The sequence below is a fragment of the Caballeronia sp. PC1 genome, from assembly GCF_021353155.1.
Lineage (GTDB): Bacteria > Pseudomonadota > Gammaproteobacteria > Burkholderiales > Burkholderiaceae > Caballeronia > Caballeronia cordobensis.
Genome location: NZ_JAJUBH010000003.1, coordinates 879,825 through 899,040 on the forward strand (window position 1 = coordinate 879,825; position 19,216 = coordinate 899,040).

The following is a 19,216-nucleotide window of genomic DNA, read 5'->3' on the forward strand; positions in this document are numbered from 1 at the left end:
GCTTGGATGCACTCGTCCTATTTCGTTCTCCGCTCCGGAAACGTCATAAGGTGAAACGTGCTGCGACAGTCAGGCATGCCGCAGACGAGGCTCGTGGATTCTCAGTAGATTGGTGTGCCTCCGCACATAACCATCGTTGTGGCCCTATGAAACTGCGGTTTGCGACCGGAGCATGAAGAGGTTCTCACGCACTCATTTCGGACTCTCCAAACCCGATCCTGATTTTCTCTCAAGCCTGAATAGGAGTGCGAAGGCAAATATCATATCTTTACTCTTCTCTATTTAACGTTCGGGATGGAAATTGTCGAGCATTGCGCAGACTCAGTAGGATGCCTGTTGCTTCGTCTAAACATGAATTTAATTTCCCTTTAAACTTGAGAAAAAGCTATGCGAAGAGATAAGCTGAGGAAAGTGATTGAGTTTGTAGGCGTGGCTTTTCTCGGGTTGGCACTTGCGTCATGTGCAATCGGAGCAACGATCGAGTGGCAGCTGGACAATCGCTTCAGAGCGTTTGACTTCGAATCGTCCCAGGAGTCGACAGCCCAACAATCCGCCGAGCGTTATGAGAAACTGTCGTATCGAGATGGCGATACACCTTCCGGTTGGATAGACCGAATCGAGGCATCTGGTGGGTCACCGTATGTGAGCTCCACTGGGCCCTGGATTGAAGACGTCAATAACATCAACCCTCGCTATGCCGATAACTACGTGAGTTTGCCAAGTCAGATCTCAATAAGCGCAAAATTGTCCGGCCTTAAAGCAAACGCGTCGCATGATGTATGTGAATGGAGCATTGATGGGCTTGTTGTTCACACGGGACAATGTGGAGAAGGCATAAATCACGTAATTTTGCAAAAAAAGTCCGGGCTACTCGTGGTGCGCGCGTCTGGAAGTAAGATAGCCGAGGAACTCGTTAGGCCGACGAGTTTCATAATCGTTGGGCTGGGGGATTCTTACGGTGCGGGAGAGGGCTCACCAGACGCACCAACGATTTGGAAAGCTGAAATACCTTTCGATGAGTGGCCACTTGGTGATTCGAAGCATATCAATCAATTTGTTGAAAGTCCTGCAAAGTGGCAATCTACCCGTTGCAATCGGTCGTTTTATTCCTACCAAAATCTGGTCGCGTTAAGAGTCGCAGCGCGCCATCCCCATGAATCCACAGTTTTAGTGCAGTTCTCTTGCGCCGGAGCAGAGATCATAGACGGCTTACTTGCGCCGCAGAGATTGCCATCGGGCCACCCCGCGAGAAGTTGCAAACCGGTATTCCAGCGCTCCTCAGTCGACGAATTAGATCCGGAGTGTGACGTGCCGATCTCTCAGTTGAGCGCAACTGTCAAGGCATTGTGTGCCGGAAGTCCCAGCCCGATCGAAAGTGGTTTTAAGCGAAGCCTTATTGGGAGATTTACGGGCACTAGATACGCGACTCATGAGCCGCCTTGGATTAAGGATCTCGTCGAGTGTCCTGCCACTCAATTTCGCCGCCCTGACCTAGTCTTACTTTCGATTGGCGGTAATGATATGGGATTTAGCGGCGTGATCGCGTGGGGTTTGCTGCCGTCCGGTCGTAAATTCGGGATTCCTCCACAGGTGGTTTGGAGCAACTTCATTACAGGCGTCGCTAGAAAAGGAGGCGGGGTAGTTTGTCCATACGCTGGAGCCTCCGATGACTGTAGCTCTCCAAAAAAACTCACTGCAATTCAGCGAATCGCAGAATTGCGGACACGACTTTTCGCGCTGGATATGGCGTTGACGAAGTTGTTGCAGGTCGAGCCTGAGAAGATCGTGGCAAACGAATACCCAAACTCGCTTCACGACACGGGTGGGAATTTGTGTGGCAATCCGCCTCACAAAAATTATAATAACGCGTGGTATGCGGCCCGAACTCTCATTCCACGAGCATTGGTTCCTGTTGAATGGGAAATTAACCTTACCGAGGATGAGGCGAAGACTGTGAACCGCGCAGTTATACCTGCTTTGAACAAAGCGATTGAAGATAGTGCGGCGGAGCTTCGCTGGACAGCCGCCTCAATGGACGGAGTTATGAACCGAAAAGGGTGGTGTACAGGCGATGCGCAAACATTGCTATCGCCAAAGGATGCCCATTCATGGCACCCTTACGCCAACAACACGAGGGCAATTCGTACCGGAAACGATTCGTTCCTGACGCAGTGGCCAGGTGATACGGGGCGTCAAGATGGCATCGATGGCACGTTCCATCCGAATGGACAAGGCTATGCGGGTATGGCGGATGCAGTCTTGAAGGTATTGCACTGATCTAAAGGCAGTCTCCGTCAAAGAGTGGGGCACAGGCGGACGGCTTGCGCCGATAAACATGGTTTGTGCATTCGGGAGCTCTTTGAGACAGATCCGTCGTGATCTCAGGCGTCTAATGCGTTTGTCTGAATCATCCTAAGATGACGAATGCCTCGGTTATGAGGCGCAGGCGTTCGTCGTCGAGATACAGTGACTTGCGATGTTCGAAGTGATCTCTCGCGCGTTCCATGACCGCAACAGTGTGTGCAGGCGGCGCTAACGCTCTTGTAAGCGCGTCGGCGAGTGCTTTTGCCCATTGCATGTAGATTTCGACTTCCTGTTCGAGACTGTTCGCCCATTCACCGCCGCGGAGACACTTGCGTGTCGCGTCAAGGGCAAGTCGGAGGTCCCCACATTGTTTCCACGAGCGATGTAGCAGAAGCACGAACAAAGAACACAGTACATCGTCGACGGGGAAAAGTGCGCCCAAGACAACATCAGCGTGGCCGTGCAATACAACAGACCAGCCTCCGGCCTCGCCAAAAGCGTTAGTCCCTGCCTGCGCGCTGGCGCAGGCAATGGTGATTAGCGCTTCAATTCGCCCGCTTTCAGGCCGAGTTGCGATAACTCTCGCAAGCTCATATGCACTAGTCGAAGCATCCTCAAGCCCCGTGAAGGCTGTCCGCGCAGTCCCGTGGCACGACAGTTGGACCAATGTCGGCGTGCGTTGAAGCAATGCTTCTTTGCCGAGAAGTATTTCACTTGAATTGCGCCACTGTTCTCTGGTGACAAGCAAGTCTGCGTAGACGCCCGGAATTGCTTCCATCGCAGTATCCCGATGGACATTGTCGCGCTGCGCACCAGCGTGACGCGGTGAATGAGCCAACACTCCGAGCAATCGGCCGGGGCTCGGAGGACGAATCACGCGCGTCTCTTCCAGACGCTCGGCGGCTTGCGTCGCCAACTGAATGCCGTGAAAGACCCGCATGGGTGCGCGGTCATTCAGGATTTGCCAAGGAAGATGTCCGAGTTCGTGATGCGTCGCGAAGAAAATGTTCTCTACAGAGGGGGCAAGGTAAGGCTGAATCGTCGCCCAGCCTGCTTCCACGGCCTTGCGAAGAAACTCACCGTCGGCAATCACAGGGTGCGAGTCGACATGTGCTCCATTTAGCGACGGCGTCCCCGTCAGAAAGCCGGCACTCAACCCTCTTAATGTCACGTCTGACCATGCCCGCGTTGCTCTTCCGTGCAATGCCACATCCAGCACGAGTGGTGGCAGAGTTACCACTTGGACTTCGGGAGCAACCGACTGAACGATGAGCGCGCCGGCTGCTGGACGCAGGATTGTGCGACCATCTCCACCAGATGCCTCAGTCATCAGAAATCGGAAAATGACTACAAATGCGCGATGGTGGTCGATGCTAGGCGAGGCTGTTGCCCTCATTAAACGGTCAATGCTAATTCCGTCCGTTTGCTTATCTCCTGCACGGGTAGCCCTCAAGGCGGTACGCAACTCTGAAATGGTGCGTTCTCGACGTGCACGCAAATCGAATATACGGATCTCTGCTTCACGTAGCGTAGAGCTTGGCGTACTGAGGTCCTGAGCTCGGGCTTCGAGTGATTGAAGCTCTCCACCGATTTGTCGAATTGCTCGCCGAAGCACTCGTACCGAGCTTGCCACACCCGCTCCATTCTCTGAAGGCAAGTTTGAACTTTCTCGAAGAGCTGCCGCGAAGCGTCCGAATTGATTCGACAGCAATGCCGGTACAAGTTTGACTTCGTGTTGGCACAACCATCCCAACGCGAGTCCGAGGACGGTGGCCATCTGTCCAGCTCCAGCGGGCTTCTCATCGAGTGGGTCATTGACGATATCGAGCCAATCGAGTGACCAGTCGCATAGCATCATGGCGCGCTCGGCGCATTCGCTAACACCGATTGCAGAAGCATCACTAAGCTCAATCAATGCCTGCATTAGCGAGGTTGCGACTTCCGGCAACTGAGCGTCTGCGTTACCTTGAAGTGACTGCAAGAGTTCGAAACATCTTGGCCACATGGTCACAACGTAAGCCACGTCGGAGGCGGCCAAAGCGTTGGAGATGAGATTGAGTCGCACTACGATTCGATGCGAAAATGCACGATCAGATTCGGGAAGCTGGTCTGCGATTCTAAGGGCGTGGCTGAGATGTTCGCGTGCTTCAGTATGTTTTCGAGCAAGCATCGCAGTAACGCCCTGATTCACAAGGACGTCGACATATTCAAAAGGGAATTCTGCTTCCTGCCCAAACTCCCCAAGGACAGCAGCGGCACGGTCAAGTTCATTTGCTGCTGCATTGAGCTGCTTCAAGTGCAGGAAATTTCTGGCCCGATTCAGTCGCAGCAAGAATCGCATTTCTCTAACTTCGGCTAGTTGCGGAAGCGGTGCAATCCGAGCATCGACGAGGCAGAACGCGTGCTCAGCGTCATCGAATCTCCCCTGTGCGTTGAGCGTCATCGCATAGTTAATGCGCGCGCTAATGCCACCTAATTCCGCACCAAGTCCTGACAGTTGGTCATAGAAGGCATTGGATTGTTGGTGGCAGTACTGGGCTTCGTCGTAGCGACCCATCGCGTCAAGATTCTCGCCACGATTTAGGGATATCAATGCCTGCTGTTCCAGCTTAGGCGGCCCATCGGGAAGTTGATCTGCCAGTGCCTGCAACGACTTGAACTGGTCTTCGGCATCCTTTAGTTGGCCACGTCTCCGCAAAATGAGTGCACGGTTCTGGCGGATGCCAACTAGCTTGTAGGTCCTCTCTGGGCCTTCAGGCAACTGCTCGTAGTACCTTTCAGTCTGTTGCGCAAGTTGCTCCGCTTCATCAAGGCGGCCTTGATCAAGAGCGCTATTCGTCCGCCCTAGGCTAATGCTTGCCAAATCGGATTGTGCGGCATCTCTTTCTCCTGAAGGCAATGCATTTAGCAGATATAACGCTTGCACATACAGTGTATCCGCCTCTAGTGAACGGCCGGCTTGCCGGTAGGACTTGGCTCGATTGATTCTGACGGTCACTGCGTTTCGACGCGAATCCGCCGAGTACGGTGCAAAGTGATCAAAAATCCCTTGTGCTTCCTGCGCAAACGCGTCTGATCGGGCTGTGTCCCCTGAAGAGGAGAGCGTCACGGCGTAGTTCATCAGCACAAAAGCGCGGCATTCTTGGGTCACGTCATCGTCGGGAAGTCGGCTGATGAGTAAGAGAGCGTCGTTGAAGCATTCTTCGGCTTCGGCGCTACGCGACATTGAATCGAGAAGAATGCATCTATTTATGAGGACACTGATTTGTTCAACGATATGATCTCTTGACTCCGGAAACCGCTGCAGCGACTTCAACAACTCTGTATATGTCGCGTCAACAAGCTGTAAATTACCCTCACTCGAAGCCTGCTGCGCTCGGTGATAAAGGTTTTGTCGCGCTAGAAACTCGGAAGTGTCATCTGAAAGTTGCGGCTCTTGTGCCAAAGGCTCGGGTGTTCGCAGCACCTCGTCCAACGCAGCGAGGCCCGTTTGTCTAGCGACCGCCGATTTCCTAAGCGCCGACAGTGCCGTCAAGAGTCCAACCGTGGCAAACATATGCTCCGAAGAAGCGCCGAGGTTAAGTGCTCGTTCGCTTCCTGCGGAAAACCCAATCTCGGCAACCTTCCATTGCGCATGCTTGAGCGCTTCCATGCTCTGTATCAGAAGTGCCTGGAGCTCAGTCACCTCGGAATCGGCATTTTCGAGTTCAGGATCGTTGCCTGCGCTCACTTCCGCCACCATGCTGTCAATCATGCTGCCGAGCGCTTGGACAGCCTGAACAGATTCTTCAATCAAGATCGGGTCACCGGCGTCTTCAGCGGCTTCCCGGCAATGTTGAAGTAGGACGCGAGCAAGCGTGATGTCCCCCCCACCAGCGATATCTATTGCCGTTTCAGGTAGGGTTAGGAGAAAGTTGTCAGTTACTCTCGTCATTGATTAGCCCGGCGTCGCGATCGTTGATGACATCCACAGTTGCTCCGGGCTCGGCAAACACGGTGTACGCCAGGTAGCTCGGATCCCCGGTCGCTTTGACAGCAGCGCGCGCCAACTGCGTTGACTCGCTGATTGACAGTCCATCGAAAAGACCTTGGTAGAACGTACGCGAAAACAGCGCAGCACCATCGTCGAAGACTGACCAATATGTGCCGACGAAAGCGCCTGCGCCAGCTCGAAGAAATTGTGCCGACCAGCCACCAACATTGGTCAAAGATAAACCTGCGCGTCCTGACTGACACGAATTGAGGAAGATAAGCGGTTTCCGTTTTCCAAGATTGCGAGCGGATCCTGAGATATCTGTGCTGCGCAAACACAATCCTGCGTCCAGCTCAATCTCTGAGCGCCCCGCGCTTCCACCAAACGCGCCATGACCCGCAAAATGAAACCCATCATATTGAGCATTTGCGAACGCGCCGATGATGCTCGCGTAATCCGCGTTTAGGCCTTCGACTCTGCGCTGCTTGCCGTTCTGCGACCGCAGAAACTCTGTTTCCTCTTCGGTGGCTCGAAGCCCCGAATCGACGGGCGCTACAACCGCCATGCAATCAAGCGTGAGATTCGAGCGGCGCGGAACGCCGGGCATCCATCGAGTGAGCTGGAAAGCCTCACAGAAAAATGGACCCTCTACAATCGTGCCATCCTCAAGGCCTTGAAGCTTACATAGCTCCCAAGGGATATAGGGTTCGTCAGATTGGATCAAAACCGTCTTGATGCGAGTCCTAAGGGTCCAAACGAGTTCGCGTAGGTCGCGGGGAAAGACCGTCTCAAGGGGCCAGCTCCCTCGTTGTGCCAAGTGCAGTTCAATGTGCGAGGACGTCCGGGTTGAAGCGTCCGCGAGGGCCTCAAAATCAGCGAAAAAATCGTCGAATAGTTGTTGAGGATTCTGTTCGACAGGGATCGGCCCGAACTTCATAAAGTTTACTTTATGGCTGGCATCTGCTGCATTCAGGAAGATGGTGTACGACGGGGGTGTCTTTTGCTCAAGTACGAGCATCGTCAAATCATTTCCATGCCCGAATTCGCGCTCTGTCTGAGCTTGCAGCGCTACCTGTGTGCGTGTCGACGACGTTGGGCCGTCGTTAGTTACTTGGGCGGCCACGGTCAACTGTGCAACCGCTTCTCCCCCTCGGAACACAAATACTCTTATTCGGGCAGTTCCGGCATTCTTTGCTAACGTCAAAAAGCGAATGGGCGGTGAGTTGTCGCTTGTTGCGACGCGCATCTGTAGCTCGCATGAGCCGACGATTTCTACGTTTGCAATTGGCTGCACAACAACGTCAAACGTGTCATTGCTCGCCGACCCGAAGCTCGAGTCTTCGACCGTCGATTGAACCAGCCTTACAAGCATTGACCGTTGTTCGCCAACCGCGAGCCGTGAGGGAAAGTCGACACTGAGCACGCACGCTCCTGACTGTACGTCAGCGAAGGGAACGTTAATCGGTTCCCCGCGCACATGTCGGCTACCGGCAGTTACATCACCGGCGCGCCGGCGAGCCGCAAAGGCCGGGTCGTCTGCGTCCCAGATACCCGCGATGACATCGCCGTCGATCGCGATACATTGCGCTGGGACAGCGTCAATGGGAAGGTCACCATCTACCAACGGAACGAGCACATGCAAGGACGACGCGGTCAGCTCCTCCACATCCTCTTGGGTTTCAGACGCGCTGGCTTCATTCGGCGCTCCCGTCGACAGACGCTTGAGGGCATGAAGTAGAGGAGAGTTTGCTCCCGAAAAAAGTAGTTCGGAAAGCTCATCTGCTCGCCACCAAAGGCCTTGTTCTTGATTCACGCGAGCGACCACATTTGTGGCGCCGCTTGCTCGAAGTAACTCGTTGACTTGTAAGCCTGTATGTCGTTCGTCGATTAGCAAAAAATCGGTGGTCGCGCCGTCCAGGAGTCTCATTGTCGTGTGCTTAGGAGTGAGAGAAAGGCAGTATATACAGCGATGGTAGGCAGCATTAACCTCGTCCCGCTCGGCGATACCAATTTCCCGCAGAATGAGGTTCGCTAGGCATAATTCGTATGAAGATTTAGTTCGCCGTCTGGGTAGATAGCGACAATAGCTGTTGGGCACGAGCCAGAAGCTGCGGAGAGAGCCCACTCGTTTTGCTGATAAGTTCTCAGCGCGCGACATAGTGGTGGCGGAAGCTGCTGGCAAGAGAGGCGATCGGTGTGTCTTGGCGATGGCCGTCAAGAGGAGCCATCGAGCGTGATGAGCTATGTCATCTCACGGTGATGGAAGGCTGTCGAATGACCTCCGTAAAATCGTATCTATCAGTGTTCGGCATTTCGTGAGGTCAAGATAACGGCTTCGGAATTTTGACTTTTGTAGATGGCTCACTGCCATCGACGAATCGCCGTGGCAAACAGGTCGAGTTCGCGGCATTCCGAGAATCGTGGGACGACACGGCATGAATTCGTCGCGTAGTTGGTCGAGGACAGATCGGCACGCGGATGGTCTACGGCGGAGTGCCTAAATTCCGCGGCGCATACGCTGGCGATTCAGTGAGCCTGTGCGTTATCCACGGATCAACTACGTTCTGCTTTCAACAACGGCTCTATCTGCGAGCCAACGCCGCTGCGCTTGAGTGCGCTCGGTCCGGGCTATTCGCGTCGAATCCGACATGCCAGTGAGAAGGAAAGGCATCTGGCAGTCTTTGGCGGATCGCGAAGAAAAGTCTGATTCTAAAATTTAGAAAATACACGTTGTGCAAGCATCGCTATATGTGACAGGTAAGCATGGGGTAATCGCAATTGGACGCCCGTGCTGCTGCGAACAAATCGAAGGTCGCTATCCAAAGCGATGTTCACACTTACATAGGGCATGTCGACATGATGTTTGGCAACAACAAAGATAGCGGCTTTTTTCCGGTGGGCGAGCTTGCTGAGGCGAAGCAGTTCCGGAGCGGGTTCGCAATGGCGCAGACGGTAGCGCCCACGTTCCCAGTGTTGACGGCAGCGCTCAGTCATTTTGAGTACCGTGCAATTGAATCCGAAAGCGAAGGGGGAGGGTCTCTCGCGTTTGAGGCCGTGTCGCACGAGTCAGCTAACTTGTTGCAAATCTCTCTTCAAGTGGGCGCACTCAACGTGCACTGGCTGGCGGACGCGAGCGCGCGGGAACTTCGCTTGGCGATGGATGAATGGAACCGAGCAGGTAAGGCAGCGTTCGCCCTGTGGCTACCGGACGGTGCGCCATCTAATTGTCTTTTTGGAACGCTCGAGCTACAAAGCTCGTTCGAGCCAAAGTCGGTGCTGCCTGGAAGTCGCGAAGGCAAGTCTCCGGATACCTGGGACGTCCTGAAGGCCATCATCGCGATTGGCAATGCGTTGCAAGATGCGGGCGTTGAACAGCTAGGTATTTCGAACAATCGAGAGGCTGTCAACATCTTGATAACAAACCGCATCAAGAAGGTCGTTCACCATATGTCCGTGTCAATGTCCTCCGATTTTCTAGCTGAACGTGCGTCTGGAACAGTTCATTGAAGACATTGAACCTTTAGGGCTATGGTTGTGTCGGGGCGCGTTAGCAACTTTTTGTGCTCGCTGAACTAGATATTCTCGCAAGCGCACCGGCCGTTTTTGCCCGTGCGCTTGCGTTCGTTGTGACGTCCAAAAAACAGATCACATCAAATGCGTCCTCGAGCACCGTGTCCGCGAGTTTGTCAAGCTATCATGTCGAGTTGAGCTTCTCGTTATAACGAGGAGGACCTCGACGAGACCACGGGAAAAAGAATGACAAAGCAATGGGCTCCATCCATGCTAGGCCGGAAAATGACGGGATCGGTCGACTGGCAGTTGGAGCTTTCGGGGCTTCAATTGTCACTAGCGCTAAATGGACAGACTCATCGAGTCAACGTGGAGGAAGAGACTGCGTACCGCATTAATCAGGGTCTGCTGTGGACGGATGTGACGTTCTATCCGGGGCATCGACTGGAGATTAAGGCTGATGGTCTTCCCAATGCTCAGGCAGCCTCTCTGTCCGAAGCTCTCGAAACTGCATTGTTCGATAAGCGAACGCGGGAAGACGTCGCTCATATACAAGGCGCTCAACAGGCCATAAGCCAGTGGCTTGATAGCAAAGCCGCGCAGGAGTTGAGCGCCAAATCCAATCGACGGTGGTTCACGAGTGAAATGCAGACGGCCCTTATACAGGCGCGGCCCACAATCGACGCGGCGGACGTGCGAGCGCGCATGGAGAAGCCGGCTGTCAAAGCATTCCTGGCCGAAGCCGCGGGAGGCATTGAGCGCTCCCTTGATCAATGGGCTGCCGACCATCGCACATTTTGGGCTTCTCTCAACGCTGCGCATACAGAGCGCGAACTGGTTGACTGCAAAAATTTGTTTGATAAAGTCGAAAGCAAGCCTCTGACCGAGGAACAATCCCGGGCAGTGATTTGTTTTGATAATAGAGTTCAGGTTGTTGCGTCTGCCGGCTCAGGCAAAACATCCACAATGGTTGCGAAGGCAGCATACGCAATCGACCGCGGTATTGTTGCACCAGAATGAATCGTCCTTTTGGCCTTCAACAAAAGCGCGGCCGACGAGTTGGAGGAGCGAACGACAAAGTCCTTCGAACGGCTGGGCATGACTCATGTCTCGGTCAGGGCGTCCACCTTTCACGCTCTTGGTCTTGGCATCATCGGCAAGGCCACCGGCCAAAAGCCAGACATTCCCGATTGGGCGACTGACACGACCGCGGGATTCCGAAAGCTCACTCAGATTATCGACGAGCTCAAAGACGCCTCCCCGAGCTTTCGGACCAACTGGGACATGTTCCGATGCGTCACTCCGCGGGATTTGCAAACGTCGACGTTTAACGGCAACGATCGCTGGGACACAATTGACGGAAAGCGGGTGCGCAGCCAAGAGGAGCTTTTCCTCGCGAACTGGCTTTTCTTCAATGGCGTCAACTACAGATATGAAGAGCAGTACCGTCTCCCAACCGCCGACGAGGACCACCGTCAATATCGACCGGATTTCTATTACCCGGATGTCGACCTCTACCATGAGCACTTTGCGTTGGACGCCGATGGAAAGGCCCCGGCTCACTTCAAAAACTATGTTGAGGGCGTGGAGTGGAAGCGCCAACTGCACAAAGAGAGTGGGACCGAACTAATCGAGACGACTTCGCACCAAATGCTTATCGACGAGGCATTCGATCATCTGGCAGCCGAGTTGAGTAGCCGAGGTATCCAGCTCGATTTCAATCCCGATCGTCCGGTTCCTTTTGGCGGCCAGAATCCGATGGCGTCCGCTGAGCTAGTCGGACTCATGCGAACGTTCACCAGTCATGTCAAAAGCAACTGTTTAACATTCTCCGCGATGCGGGCGCGATTGAAATCGCTGCCCGTAGATACCTTCATTTATCGCCACGACAAGTTCCTTTCTCTCGCGGAGCCAGTGCTTGACGCGTGGAATGCTGCTTTGGCGGCTGAGAAAGGCATCGATTTTGAGGACATGCTCAACCAGGCCGCCGAGCTTCTGGAGAGCGGGCGCCACGAGACGCCATTCGAGCTGGTCATGGCCGATGAGTTTCAGGATGCCTCTCGAGCCCGTGCTCGTTTGTGTCGTGCCCTGGTTCAGAAGCCTGGCCGATATTTTTTTGCAGTCGGTGATGACTGGCAATCCATCAATCGCTTCGCAGGAGCCGACGTTTCAGTCATGACCCTCGAACAAACATTTCGTTGCCCCCAAGGGCTTTGTGACGTGTCGAGTCGGTTTATTTCGAAGAATCCAGCTCAGATTCGCAAGCAGGTGAAATCAGTAACGCCGGCTGTCGGAGACGTGCTTCAGGGGTTTCAGGTGACGCATAAAGACAAACTAACCGATGCGATTGACCGGTTTGTCATGCGTCTGGCAGCGGGAGTAAAAGACGGGAGCATCCCGCCAGGGCGTGAAGGGAAGGTGTCAGTTTATGTGCTGGGCCGCTACAACGTTGACCGCTATTACGTGCCGTCACGCAAGGCTCGATTCGAGCGTTGGGTAGACCTTTCCTTCCTCACAATTCACCGGTCCAAGGGCAGCGAAGCAGACTACGTCATTTTGCCTGAGATGATAAGCGTGGCGAGGGGTCGAAGTTTTCCTAACACTCGCGCTGACGATCCGGTTTTGACGCTTGCCATGCCCACAGGCGACGAGTACGACCAAGGGGAAGAGCGGCGCCTGTTTTACGTCGCGTTGACTCGAGCCCGGCGAAGCGTCGCGATGTTCACGGTCAGCGGTTCTCGCTCCAGCTTCTTGCAGGAGTTGGTTGATGACGGCCTCGTGTCGATCACAGACTCGGATGGCAATGCTATTAACGAACAGCATTGTCCTTGGTGCAAGCAAGGAGTGCTGGTCATGCGAACAGGGCCGTACGGCGAGTTTCGGTCCTGTTCCAACTTCCCTACCTGTACCTACAAGCCAGGAAAGCGGGCGTCAATTTCGAAGACTCTCACTGATCGGGGCACGGCGCCCACTTCCTCCCTGTCGATAAACGCGACTTCGGCGCTAAAGTCTGAGACATCCTCGGCCCTTCCGAGAAGCCTGTCTTCAACAAGTTCGGCGAGACAGTCAAACTCGACTCTCGCAGAGGAGGTGACCGGTATGCCGAACAAGCAGCGCTTTTCGGTTAGATCATTCTTCAAAGCTATCAATGATGGTGTATCACAATTGAATGACTACGTTACTCCGGCACAAGCTCTTCAAGTTTCGACGTCCGAGCTTGAGAAAGACTTGTTTGCTGAGCGGACCATCATCAAAGCTGCGTTTGATTTCGCCAAATCGACCAAAGAGATTGAAATTAAAAAACAAGACCCTCGTTTTAGAGAGCTATATGAGCAAAACGTCGAGAGACTGGGCCGGTTGCTGGAAGAGTCCGGATCTGAACGTGAAGAGTCGCGGCGGATAGAGCGCCCTCTGCCAAGCTTTGCTCGGACCGAACGCCATAATGACCCGGAAATTGAGGCGGCTATTGAGCGCAAAATAGCGGGAATGCGCGTTGATCGAGAGGACTTCCTGTCGCGCATTCACGCACAATTGGCTAGCGACCAAGTACTTTTACGTCATTTCCTAAGCAACCTACATGATTTTCATGGAGACCGCTATCTGCGCAGTATCGACCCCCGGTCCTCGTTGAAGTTGCAACAATAGCCGTCTGGACCTAAAGGTGAGACGTCGTGTATGTTAGGTTCGCCCTGCATTGCCAATAGGCACTGCATCTGCTCAACGTACCTCGAGTTTGCCGTGAAGCGCGAGCATCACGACAAGAACACCCTTAAGAAGTGCATAAGCGACCGCGCCAAATGCGACCGCGCCCAAAAGAACAAAAGCGAAGCTTGCCAGATAGTAGCTAAACTTTGTTTTCATCTTTTCGCTTCTCCACTAGCAACTCAGGTATGTGTAAAGCAATCGCACGCTGGTAGCTTAGGCGGCATCATTGAGGATCCAACTATTCGGCGCGGCTTCTTGTAGTTCACCGTCGCTCGTGCTGTATCTAGTAATCATACGCGCTGGACCTTGACAATATACTGTGACATGACCGTGACGTAATCGCCTTGAGTCTCACAAAAGATCTTCAGATAGTCTCGCGGCGTTGAGATGGTAGGCTTGATTGACTCCGGCCGTTAAGGCCTTGCCCTGTTCGGTAGTCGTAGACAGGGCTTTTTTGTTTTCTTTCGAGCGCCAGTTATCGATAGCAGCGCGGATGTCTGTTCAAAGGCACAAAAGCCTGATTGGTATCAGCAAACTAGTGGCGGCTGTGTGGCTCCCCACACGTTGGCGCTCCCCGCCTCAATACTTGTGAACTCAGGCTTGCGCGCCACCGTATGCTGATAGAGACATGCTGGCGTCCATGTGTATTCTTTGAGAGGAGAGCCAGCGCACTAGCTTGGGGTTTTGGCCGCATCCGCACGTCATACAGCCTCATTTTTCGATCAGTATTACGGAAGCGTACGACACGAATTTTCTGCGCTTTCCATTGCTGGACAATGCCATGTTCGTGACGCGCTACCTTGAGGTCCTGCCCAACATGGGAAAAATTGCAGTCACGTGCGAGAATCGTTGAACTTTCGCAATCGTCAGCATGACCGACCGTACGGGTCCCGTAGGCACGACGCTCACATCAATATCGACAATAGAATGACTATGAAGGTCGCATCGCTTCCGCAAAAAACACAGTATATGCAGTCGGACTTTGGGGAGTGCGATGAGGGAGCGGACGCTGAACTGGCTGCAACAGCAGCCGTCCCCACCCGATATGGAACGTTCCAATCCTACGTCTATCGGGTGAAACATACGGAAGTTGAGCATATCGCGTTTGTGAGGGGTGTAGTTGACAGCGGACACTCCGTGCTGACGCGGCTGCACTCGGAGTGTGTAACTGGTGACGTATTCGGTTCGTATCGGTGTGACTGTGGGGAGCAGTTGGATCTGGCGTTGCGATATATTGCAGCCGAGAATTGTGGTGTCCTCCTTTACCTAAGAGGGCACGAGGGGCGGGGTATCGGATTAGCGAACAAGATTCGCGCGTATGCGCTCCAAGAACAAGGTCTCGATACGGTGGACGCAAATCTTCACCTAGGCTTGCCTGAAGACTCTCGTGAATACAGTTCCGCGGCGGCCATCCTGCGAACCTTGAACGTAAGATCGGTGCGGTTGATGAGCAACAACCCCACAAAGTTCGAGAGCCTACGCAAGCATGGTATCCCCGTTTGTGAACGCGTCGCGCTAGCGATCCCGACGCGTGAAGAAAATGAGCGTTATGTTAAGACCAAGCAAGTGCGGTTTGGGCACTATTTCGACGAGAACGAATAGTCGCCAGTCATCGGCCTTGCACGGAGCTCACAGCGGCGACGCAGAGAATCGGTGGAGACTTAGATGGTTTGGGTGACGTATCAAGGAGAGCACCCGGTTCCAGTTGATTTTCATGCAATTGTAAGTTGCACAAAATTCATGACGTCGGATTGGCATTGATGCGTGCAAGTAAGATGTGCCTCGACGGTTTTTGCGTTCTAAGCGGTTCCCGCCGAAGGCGCAAACGTTGTGACCAATTAGTCGCGGATGCGTCGGCAAGCGCCTTTGACAGGCATTGCTAGGAGCGTCTTTTTTGTTGTTACGCCGGAAATCGTGACGCGCGCGACTTATGTGCGAACTACGACTTAGTAGTAGCTTGAGGATGCTCGCGATTGGACACATGGATCCTGTAGGTCAGACGATGCGTTTGCACTGGAGTGTCGTCAGGACACAGGCGTTTGCTTCTGTATCAACTGATAGGTGAGGGTCGACATGAGAATTAAATCAACGATTATCAGTCTTTCGCTGTCTATCGCGGTGCTAGGCACAATTGCCGGGCCCCTGACGTATGCACAGGATACAGGCTCGACTGCGACGAACCCTGAGCAGTCTGCGCCAATGACGAAGGAGCAGAAAAAAGCTGCGCGAAAACAGGCGCGGGCCAAGAAAAACGCAGAGCTCAAGAAGCTGGAGGACGCTGGCTACAATCCTGCCTCGCGAGACAATGCTACTTATCCGCAAAATCTTCAGAACGCGCAGAAGAAAATCGACGCCAACGCTGCCAAGGGTCAGTGAGGCCGGTAGGAGCCTTTCGTTTGTTAAAGAAAGGCTCCCATAGGACGCGCAGCGGTGTAAGCGGTACCTCATCGTCGGACAACGTACTGGAGAAACTTTTATCCCTCGGCAGACAACAGTCCTTTGTGCATTTGCTGGTTAACCCTGAAGACAGTTTTGCTTACACTGGGCTCACTCGAACGCAAACAGAGGTGTTTGCGGAAAACAATGCCCGGAGGTAGGTCATGAAACTCGCAACCATTCTCGTCGCCGCTGCACTCGCAATTCCCGCTGTTTCTTTCGCAGAAACCAGCCAACCGCTGACCCGTGCAGAAGTGAAGGCGCAACTGATTCAAGCTGAAAAAGCTGGCTACAAACCCGCCGCTGACCACGCACTTTATCCCGCTGACATCCAAGCCGCCAATGCAAAGGTAGCAGCACAGAACGACCAGGGCTATGGCGGAGTCGCTAACTAAGCCCCCACCTGTGTCGATGTGTTTCATTGCGATAGCGTCACACGGGTCCGCGTAGGCTCTGTCGACTGACGAGAGGCTCGGACCTCAAACGCAATGTCTGGCCGCTGTCGAAATCGATAGGCGGCCAGTTTGCTTTTCGGCTCCTCCGCCACCGGCTAGGCCGATGGTTTGCCCAGTGCAGCAGCGCTGGGTTTTTTTCTTTGTCAGTGACGAGCGAAAAAGTACGTCCTGAACTGAACCAAGTAAAGGGAAGCGAGGGAGACGCTAATTGACAACTCAGTCTCTTACTCGAAGACAGTCTTCGGATTGATGTCAAAAAAACCTGCGACCGCTAGACAACTGCATCAATGTCAATCCGGTCGCGCTTAAATAGGTAGCATGGCTATGACAAGATGCACGGCACCGGTACGTGGACACAACTCGGCAGCGGCTGCAGCGGCATGTCCTGCATGCAGCAGCCGTAGCTACCGCTACGGCGGTGGTTATTCGCCTTATTCCGCATCAAGCAGCAGCGGAAGCGGCTACAGCGGGGGCAGCAGTCGGTCCAGTGGCGGAGCAAGGCCACGCTGGTCGCGACCAAGTTCTTCCGTGTCGTACACTCCATCGCAAGTGCAGTCGCTCACGCCGATTCGCGAATCCGTCGAGAGATCGGCGGCGGCGCAACCTGATCTTCGCGATTGCTTTTTGTGTCACGCGTGGGACGACCGTCAGGGGGCAGCTAAAGAACTATACGAATCTCTTGTAGCTGCTGGTGTGAAGGTCTGGTTCAGCGAGAGGGATCTTGGACTGGGCGTGCCGATGATGCGTGCGATTGACAAGGGGTTGGCAAATTCGCGGATTGGGCTTGTTCTCGTTACTCCGAATCTGTTGCGCCGCCTCCCGCAAGAGGGTGTTGCCGACAAGGAGCTTTCCGCGCTGCTGGCGGGCAACCGACTCGTGCCTATCGTGCATCAGACAACGTATTCGGATCTCCGCAATGTTAGCCCGATGCTTGCTTCCAGAACTGGCCTAGACACCACTGAAGATTCGATGGCGATGGTGGCGACGAAGATTGCCGAACTGGTCGAAATCTGGGGCTAGCGGACAGTCTTTCGGGACGCACGAGTCGGAAGACTGTTTGACTTCAACGCTTGTGCGCTTCTGGACTCCGGCCTCGAGGCATTGCCAGTTTGGGCTTGCAACACGAGCGCTCAAGTTGGTGATCGCTACTTCACAGCGACGAAGAAAGAATGCTGGAGTTCCTGAGGACAATGAACCAACAATCCTAGTCAAGAACCCCGCCAAGTAGTGCTCTTGCGACCAAGCGTCCTCGCGTCATAGGTTGTACACAACGATCTGCGAGCTCTACTAGGCGTGCCATGCGGACATCCGCTCTTAAACGTAGATGCAACCACCCCGATACAGGCTACCGACACGGAGCATGAAGTACCGCTTGGTCTTCGCGGTTGACTTCGCCGGTTGCGATAGCTGCTTCGTGCTCTATTCAGGTTTGGCTCCAGTGGCCGGCGTGCCTTAGTGCAGTGATTTCGTCATGTATACACCGAGGCGTACGGGATCCTGATCTCAACTATGAGAGTCCGAGACGCGGTACGGGATGTAAGCTACCAGACGTCGGGCCACACCAGCGCTTTATCACTGAACGCTCGGATCTCCGCTTTGAGCAATTCTTTGCATCACACCTTCTTGATAGCTAAACCACTCTTGTAAGCACGCCTTATCGCGACAATGTCGTTCGCGGTAGTTCCACTGTTTTTTGATTCGCGCCACAAACAGCGCTTTATCAGTTGCGGCATCCCTTGCCTGCTGAACCGACGTCGCCAGTTGTCGGTCGGAACTTGCCAAGTCCGCATCGTGACAGATTAGATACTCTGGGATGGACTTTGCAGCATTGCAGTCGAAACTGGTTTCAAAGGTGTTGGCGTTCACATTTACTTGTGAATCGGGCGCAGGCGACGCCTGAGAATTCGTTGTTTCGTCACTGGCGGCTATGGTTGTCGATGAATCGGTCGTTGTAGACTGACTTTCGGCCGACGGTTCACGCACGATGGAGGCCCGGTCTACCTCGAGATACTGCCCGTTTTGCAAATCGACAGACTTGCTCCCGTTGAAGTTATCGTTCCAGACAATGTCAGCTTTCCCAAGAGGACCGGTATTCACAGACACATAAGCGCTACCTGCGCTTTGAAGGACGTAGCGGCCTGCAGGAAGGTCAACACCACCTTTATAAACACCGGAAAAGTTGTACTGACTCTGCCGCGTCATTGCGCGATAAAGATCTAAAGCGCTCGTTACACCTAGTTCTTTGACTGCACTCGTCGCGATGAGATACCCGTCCGTTTTGATATCTCCGAGTCCATGAACATAGGCGTAGCCGAACGATGCAAAATTTTGATTGTCAAGAATTTGACCATTAAGCTCTTCAGAAAAGTAGCCGCCGTTTTTGCTCACGAAGACGTAATCGCCCGAACGTATTTGTCCTTTTGCATAGGAGCCTGGCTCGTAGGCCAAGCCGCTTCTTACCAAAGACCGAAGACCTGTGACGTAGCGAGGCTCTTGCACTGCAGTTGTTGGCGGTGGCACTGGCTGAGCCTGTTGTGCTGATTGTTCGCTGCTAGCTGTGTCCGTGTTTGCCGCGTCGCCCGAGCTATCATGGCAGGCGTAGCAAACGAAAGTAAGCATACTGCAAAGTGAAACGCTGAAAACCTGCTTTTTCCACGATTCGATGACCCGCATAGACGCCTCGACGTTGTTGTATTTTCTGATCGTAAACATCACGCAGCGACGCTTTCTATGTTTGGCCAGTACGCGCCTCCGCAAACATGAAGTTTATCTGAGCGGTCGAAGCTAGCCCACATCGAATAGTGGTTTTCCCCACAATTCGCGACAGCGTCTG

General features: G+C 53.8%; 11 protein-coding genes and 1 pseudogene. 8 read left to right on the forward strand and 4 right to left on the reverse strand.

Annotation, left to right across the window (positions count from 1 at the left end; genetic code table 11):
• Window positions 1–387: 387 nt before the first annotated feature.
• On the forward strand, window positions 388–2,277 hold the full coding sequence (locus LY284_RS28725) for a hypothetical protein (RefSeq protein ID WP_233389588.1): 1,890 nt from the start codon (window positions 388–390) through the stop codon (window positions 2,275–2,277).
• Between the two features lie 130 nt (window positions 2,278–2,407).
• Here LY284_RS28725 and LY284_RS28730 read toward each other — a convergent pair whose 3' ends face one another.
• Window positions 2,408–6,238, reverse strand: a complete 3,831-nt coding sequence (locus tag LY284_RS28730) for a tetratricopeptide repeat protein (RefSeq protein WP_008348874.1) — start codon at window positions 6,236–6,238, stop codon at window positions 2,408–2,410.
• Window positions 6,222–8,204: a CHAT domain-containing protein gene (locus LY284_RS28735; protein ID WP_233389590.1), complete on the reverse strand. Its 1,983-nt coding sequence runs from the start codon at window positions 8,202–8,204 to the stop codon at window positions 6,222–6,224. Before LY284_RS28735 ends, LY284_RS28730 begins: the two co-directional genes overlap by 17 nt.
• A 929-nt stretch (window positions 8,205–9,133) precedes the next feature.
• Here LY284_RS28735 and LY284_RS28740 point away from each other — a divergent pair.
• From LY284_RS28740 to LY284_RS28750, 3 genes and pseudogenes are all read left to right on the forward strand, one after another.
• Complete coding sequence (locus LY284_RS28740; protein WP_233389593.1) at window positions 9,134–9,784, forward strand: hypothetical protein; 651 nt, start codon at window positions 9,134–9,136, stop codon at window positions 9,782–9,784.
• 708 nt (window positions 9,785–10,492) lie between these two features.
• Window positions 10,493–12,502 (forward strand): annotated as a pseudogene (locus LY284_RS28745) (UvrD-helicase domain-containing protein); the annotation flags it as partial.
• Window positions 12,503–12,505: 3 nt separating this feature from the next.
• A complete protein-coding gene (locus LY284_RS28750) occupies window positions 12,506–13,432 on the forward strand; it encodes a topoisomerase DNA-binding C4 zinc finger domain-containing protein (RefSeq protein WP_255727883.1) in 927 nt (308 codons plus the stop codon).
• Window positions 13,433–13,504: 72 nt separating this feature from the next.
• Here the strand turns inward: LY284_RS28750 and LY284_RS28755 are convergent, their stop codons facing one another.
• Window positions 13,505–13,648, reverse strand: a complete 144-nt coding sequence (locus tag LY284_RS28755; protein WP_233389595.1) for a hypothetical protein — start codon at window positions 13,646–13,648, stop codon at window positions 13,505–13,507.
• Window positions 13,649–14,461: 813 nt separating this feature from the next.
• Here LY284_RS28755 and ribA point away from each other — a divergent pair.
• From ribA to LY284_RS28775, 4 genes are all read left to right on the forward strand, one after another.
• The gene (gene ribA / locus LY284_RS28760; protein WP_051079020.1) at window positions 14,462–15,094 is read left to right on the forward strand and encodes a GTP cyclohydrolase II; all 633 of its coding nucleotides are present in this window, start codon (window positions 14,462–14,464) and stop codon (window positions 15,092–15,094) included.
• A gap of 471 nt (window positions 15,095–15,565) precedes the next feature.
• Window positions 15,566–15,868, forward strand: a complete 303-nt coding sequence (locus LY284_RS28765) for a DUF4148 domain-containing protein (RefSeq protein ID WP_008348867.1) — start codon at window positions 15,566–15,568, stop codon at window positions 15,866–15,868.
• 224 nt (window positions 15,869–16,092) lie between these two features.
• Window positions 16,093–16,323 carry a DUF4148 domain-containing protein gene (locus tag LY284_RS28770; RefSeq protein ID WP_008348865.1) on the forward strand — a complete coding sequence of 77 codons (231 nt, stop codon included), beginning with the start codon at window positions 16,093–16,095 and terminating at the stop codon, window positions 16,321–16,323.
• 609 nt (window positions 16,324–16,932) lie between these two features.
• The gene (locus LY284_RS28775) at window positions 16,933–17,403 is read left to right on the forward strand and encodes a toll/interleukin-1 receptor domain-containing protein (RefSeq protein ID WP_233389597.1); all 471 of its coding nucleotides are present in this window, start codon (window positions 16,933–16,935) and stop codon (window positions 17,401–17,403) included.
• Between the two features lie 552 nt (window positions 17,404–17,955).
• Here the strand turns inward: LY284_RS28775 and LY284_RS28780 are convergent.
• Window positions 17,956–19,056, reverse strand: a complete 1,101-nt coding sequence (locus LY284_RS28780) for a hypothetical protein (protein ID WP_233389598.1) — start codon at window positions 19,054–19,056, stop codon at window positions 17,956–17,958.
• Between the last annotated feature and the right edge of the window lie 160 nt (window positions 19,057–19,216).

Coding starts and splice junctions, on each gene's coding strand:
- LY284_RS28750 (WP_255727883.1), top strand. CDS start 12,506: ATGTTCACGGTCAGCGGTTCTCGCTCCAGCTTCTTGCAGGAGTTGGTT.
- LY284_RS28740 (WP_233389593.1), top strand. CDS start 9,134: ATGATGTTTGGCAACAACAAAGATAGCGGCTTTTTTCCGGTGGGCGAG.
- LY284_RS28765 (WP_008348867.1), top strand. CDS start 15,566: ATGAGAATTAAATCAACGATTATCAGTCTTTCGCTGTCTATCGCGGTG.
- LY284_RS28770 (WP_008348865.1), top strand. CDS start 16,093: ATGAAACTCGCAACCATTCTCGTCGCCGCTGCACTCGCAATTCCCGCT.
- ribA (WP_051079020.1), top strand. CDS start 14,462: ATGCAGTCGGACTTTGGGGAGTGCGATGAGGGAGCGGACGCTGAACTG.
- LY284_RS28780 (WP_233389598.1), bottom strand. CDS start 19,056: ATGCGGGTCATCGAATCGTGGAAAAAGCAGGTTTTCAGCGTTTCACTT.
- LY284_RS28755 (WP_233389595.1), bottom strand. CDS start 13,648: ATGAAAACAAAGTTTAGCTACTATCTGGCAAGCTTCGCTTTTGTTCTT.
- LY284_RS28735 (WP_233389590.1), bottom strand. CDS start 8,204: ATGAGACTCCTGGACGGCGCGACCACCGATTTTTTGCTAATCGACGAA.
- LY284_RS28725 (WP_233389588.1), top strand. CDS start 388: ATGCGAAGAGATAAGCTGAGGAAAGTGATTGAGTTTGTAGGCGTGGCT.
- LY284_RS28730 (WP_008348874.1), bottom strand. CDS start 6,238: ATGACGAGAGTAACTGACAACTTTCTCCTAACCCTACCTGAAACGGCA.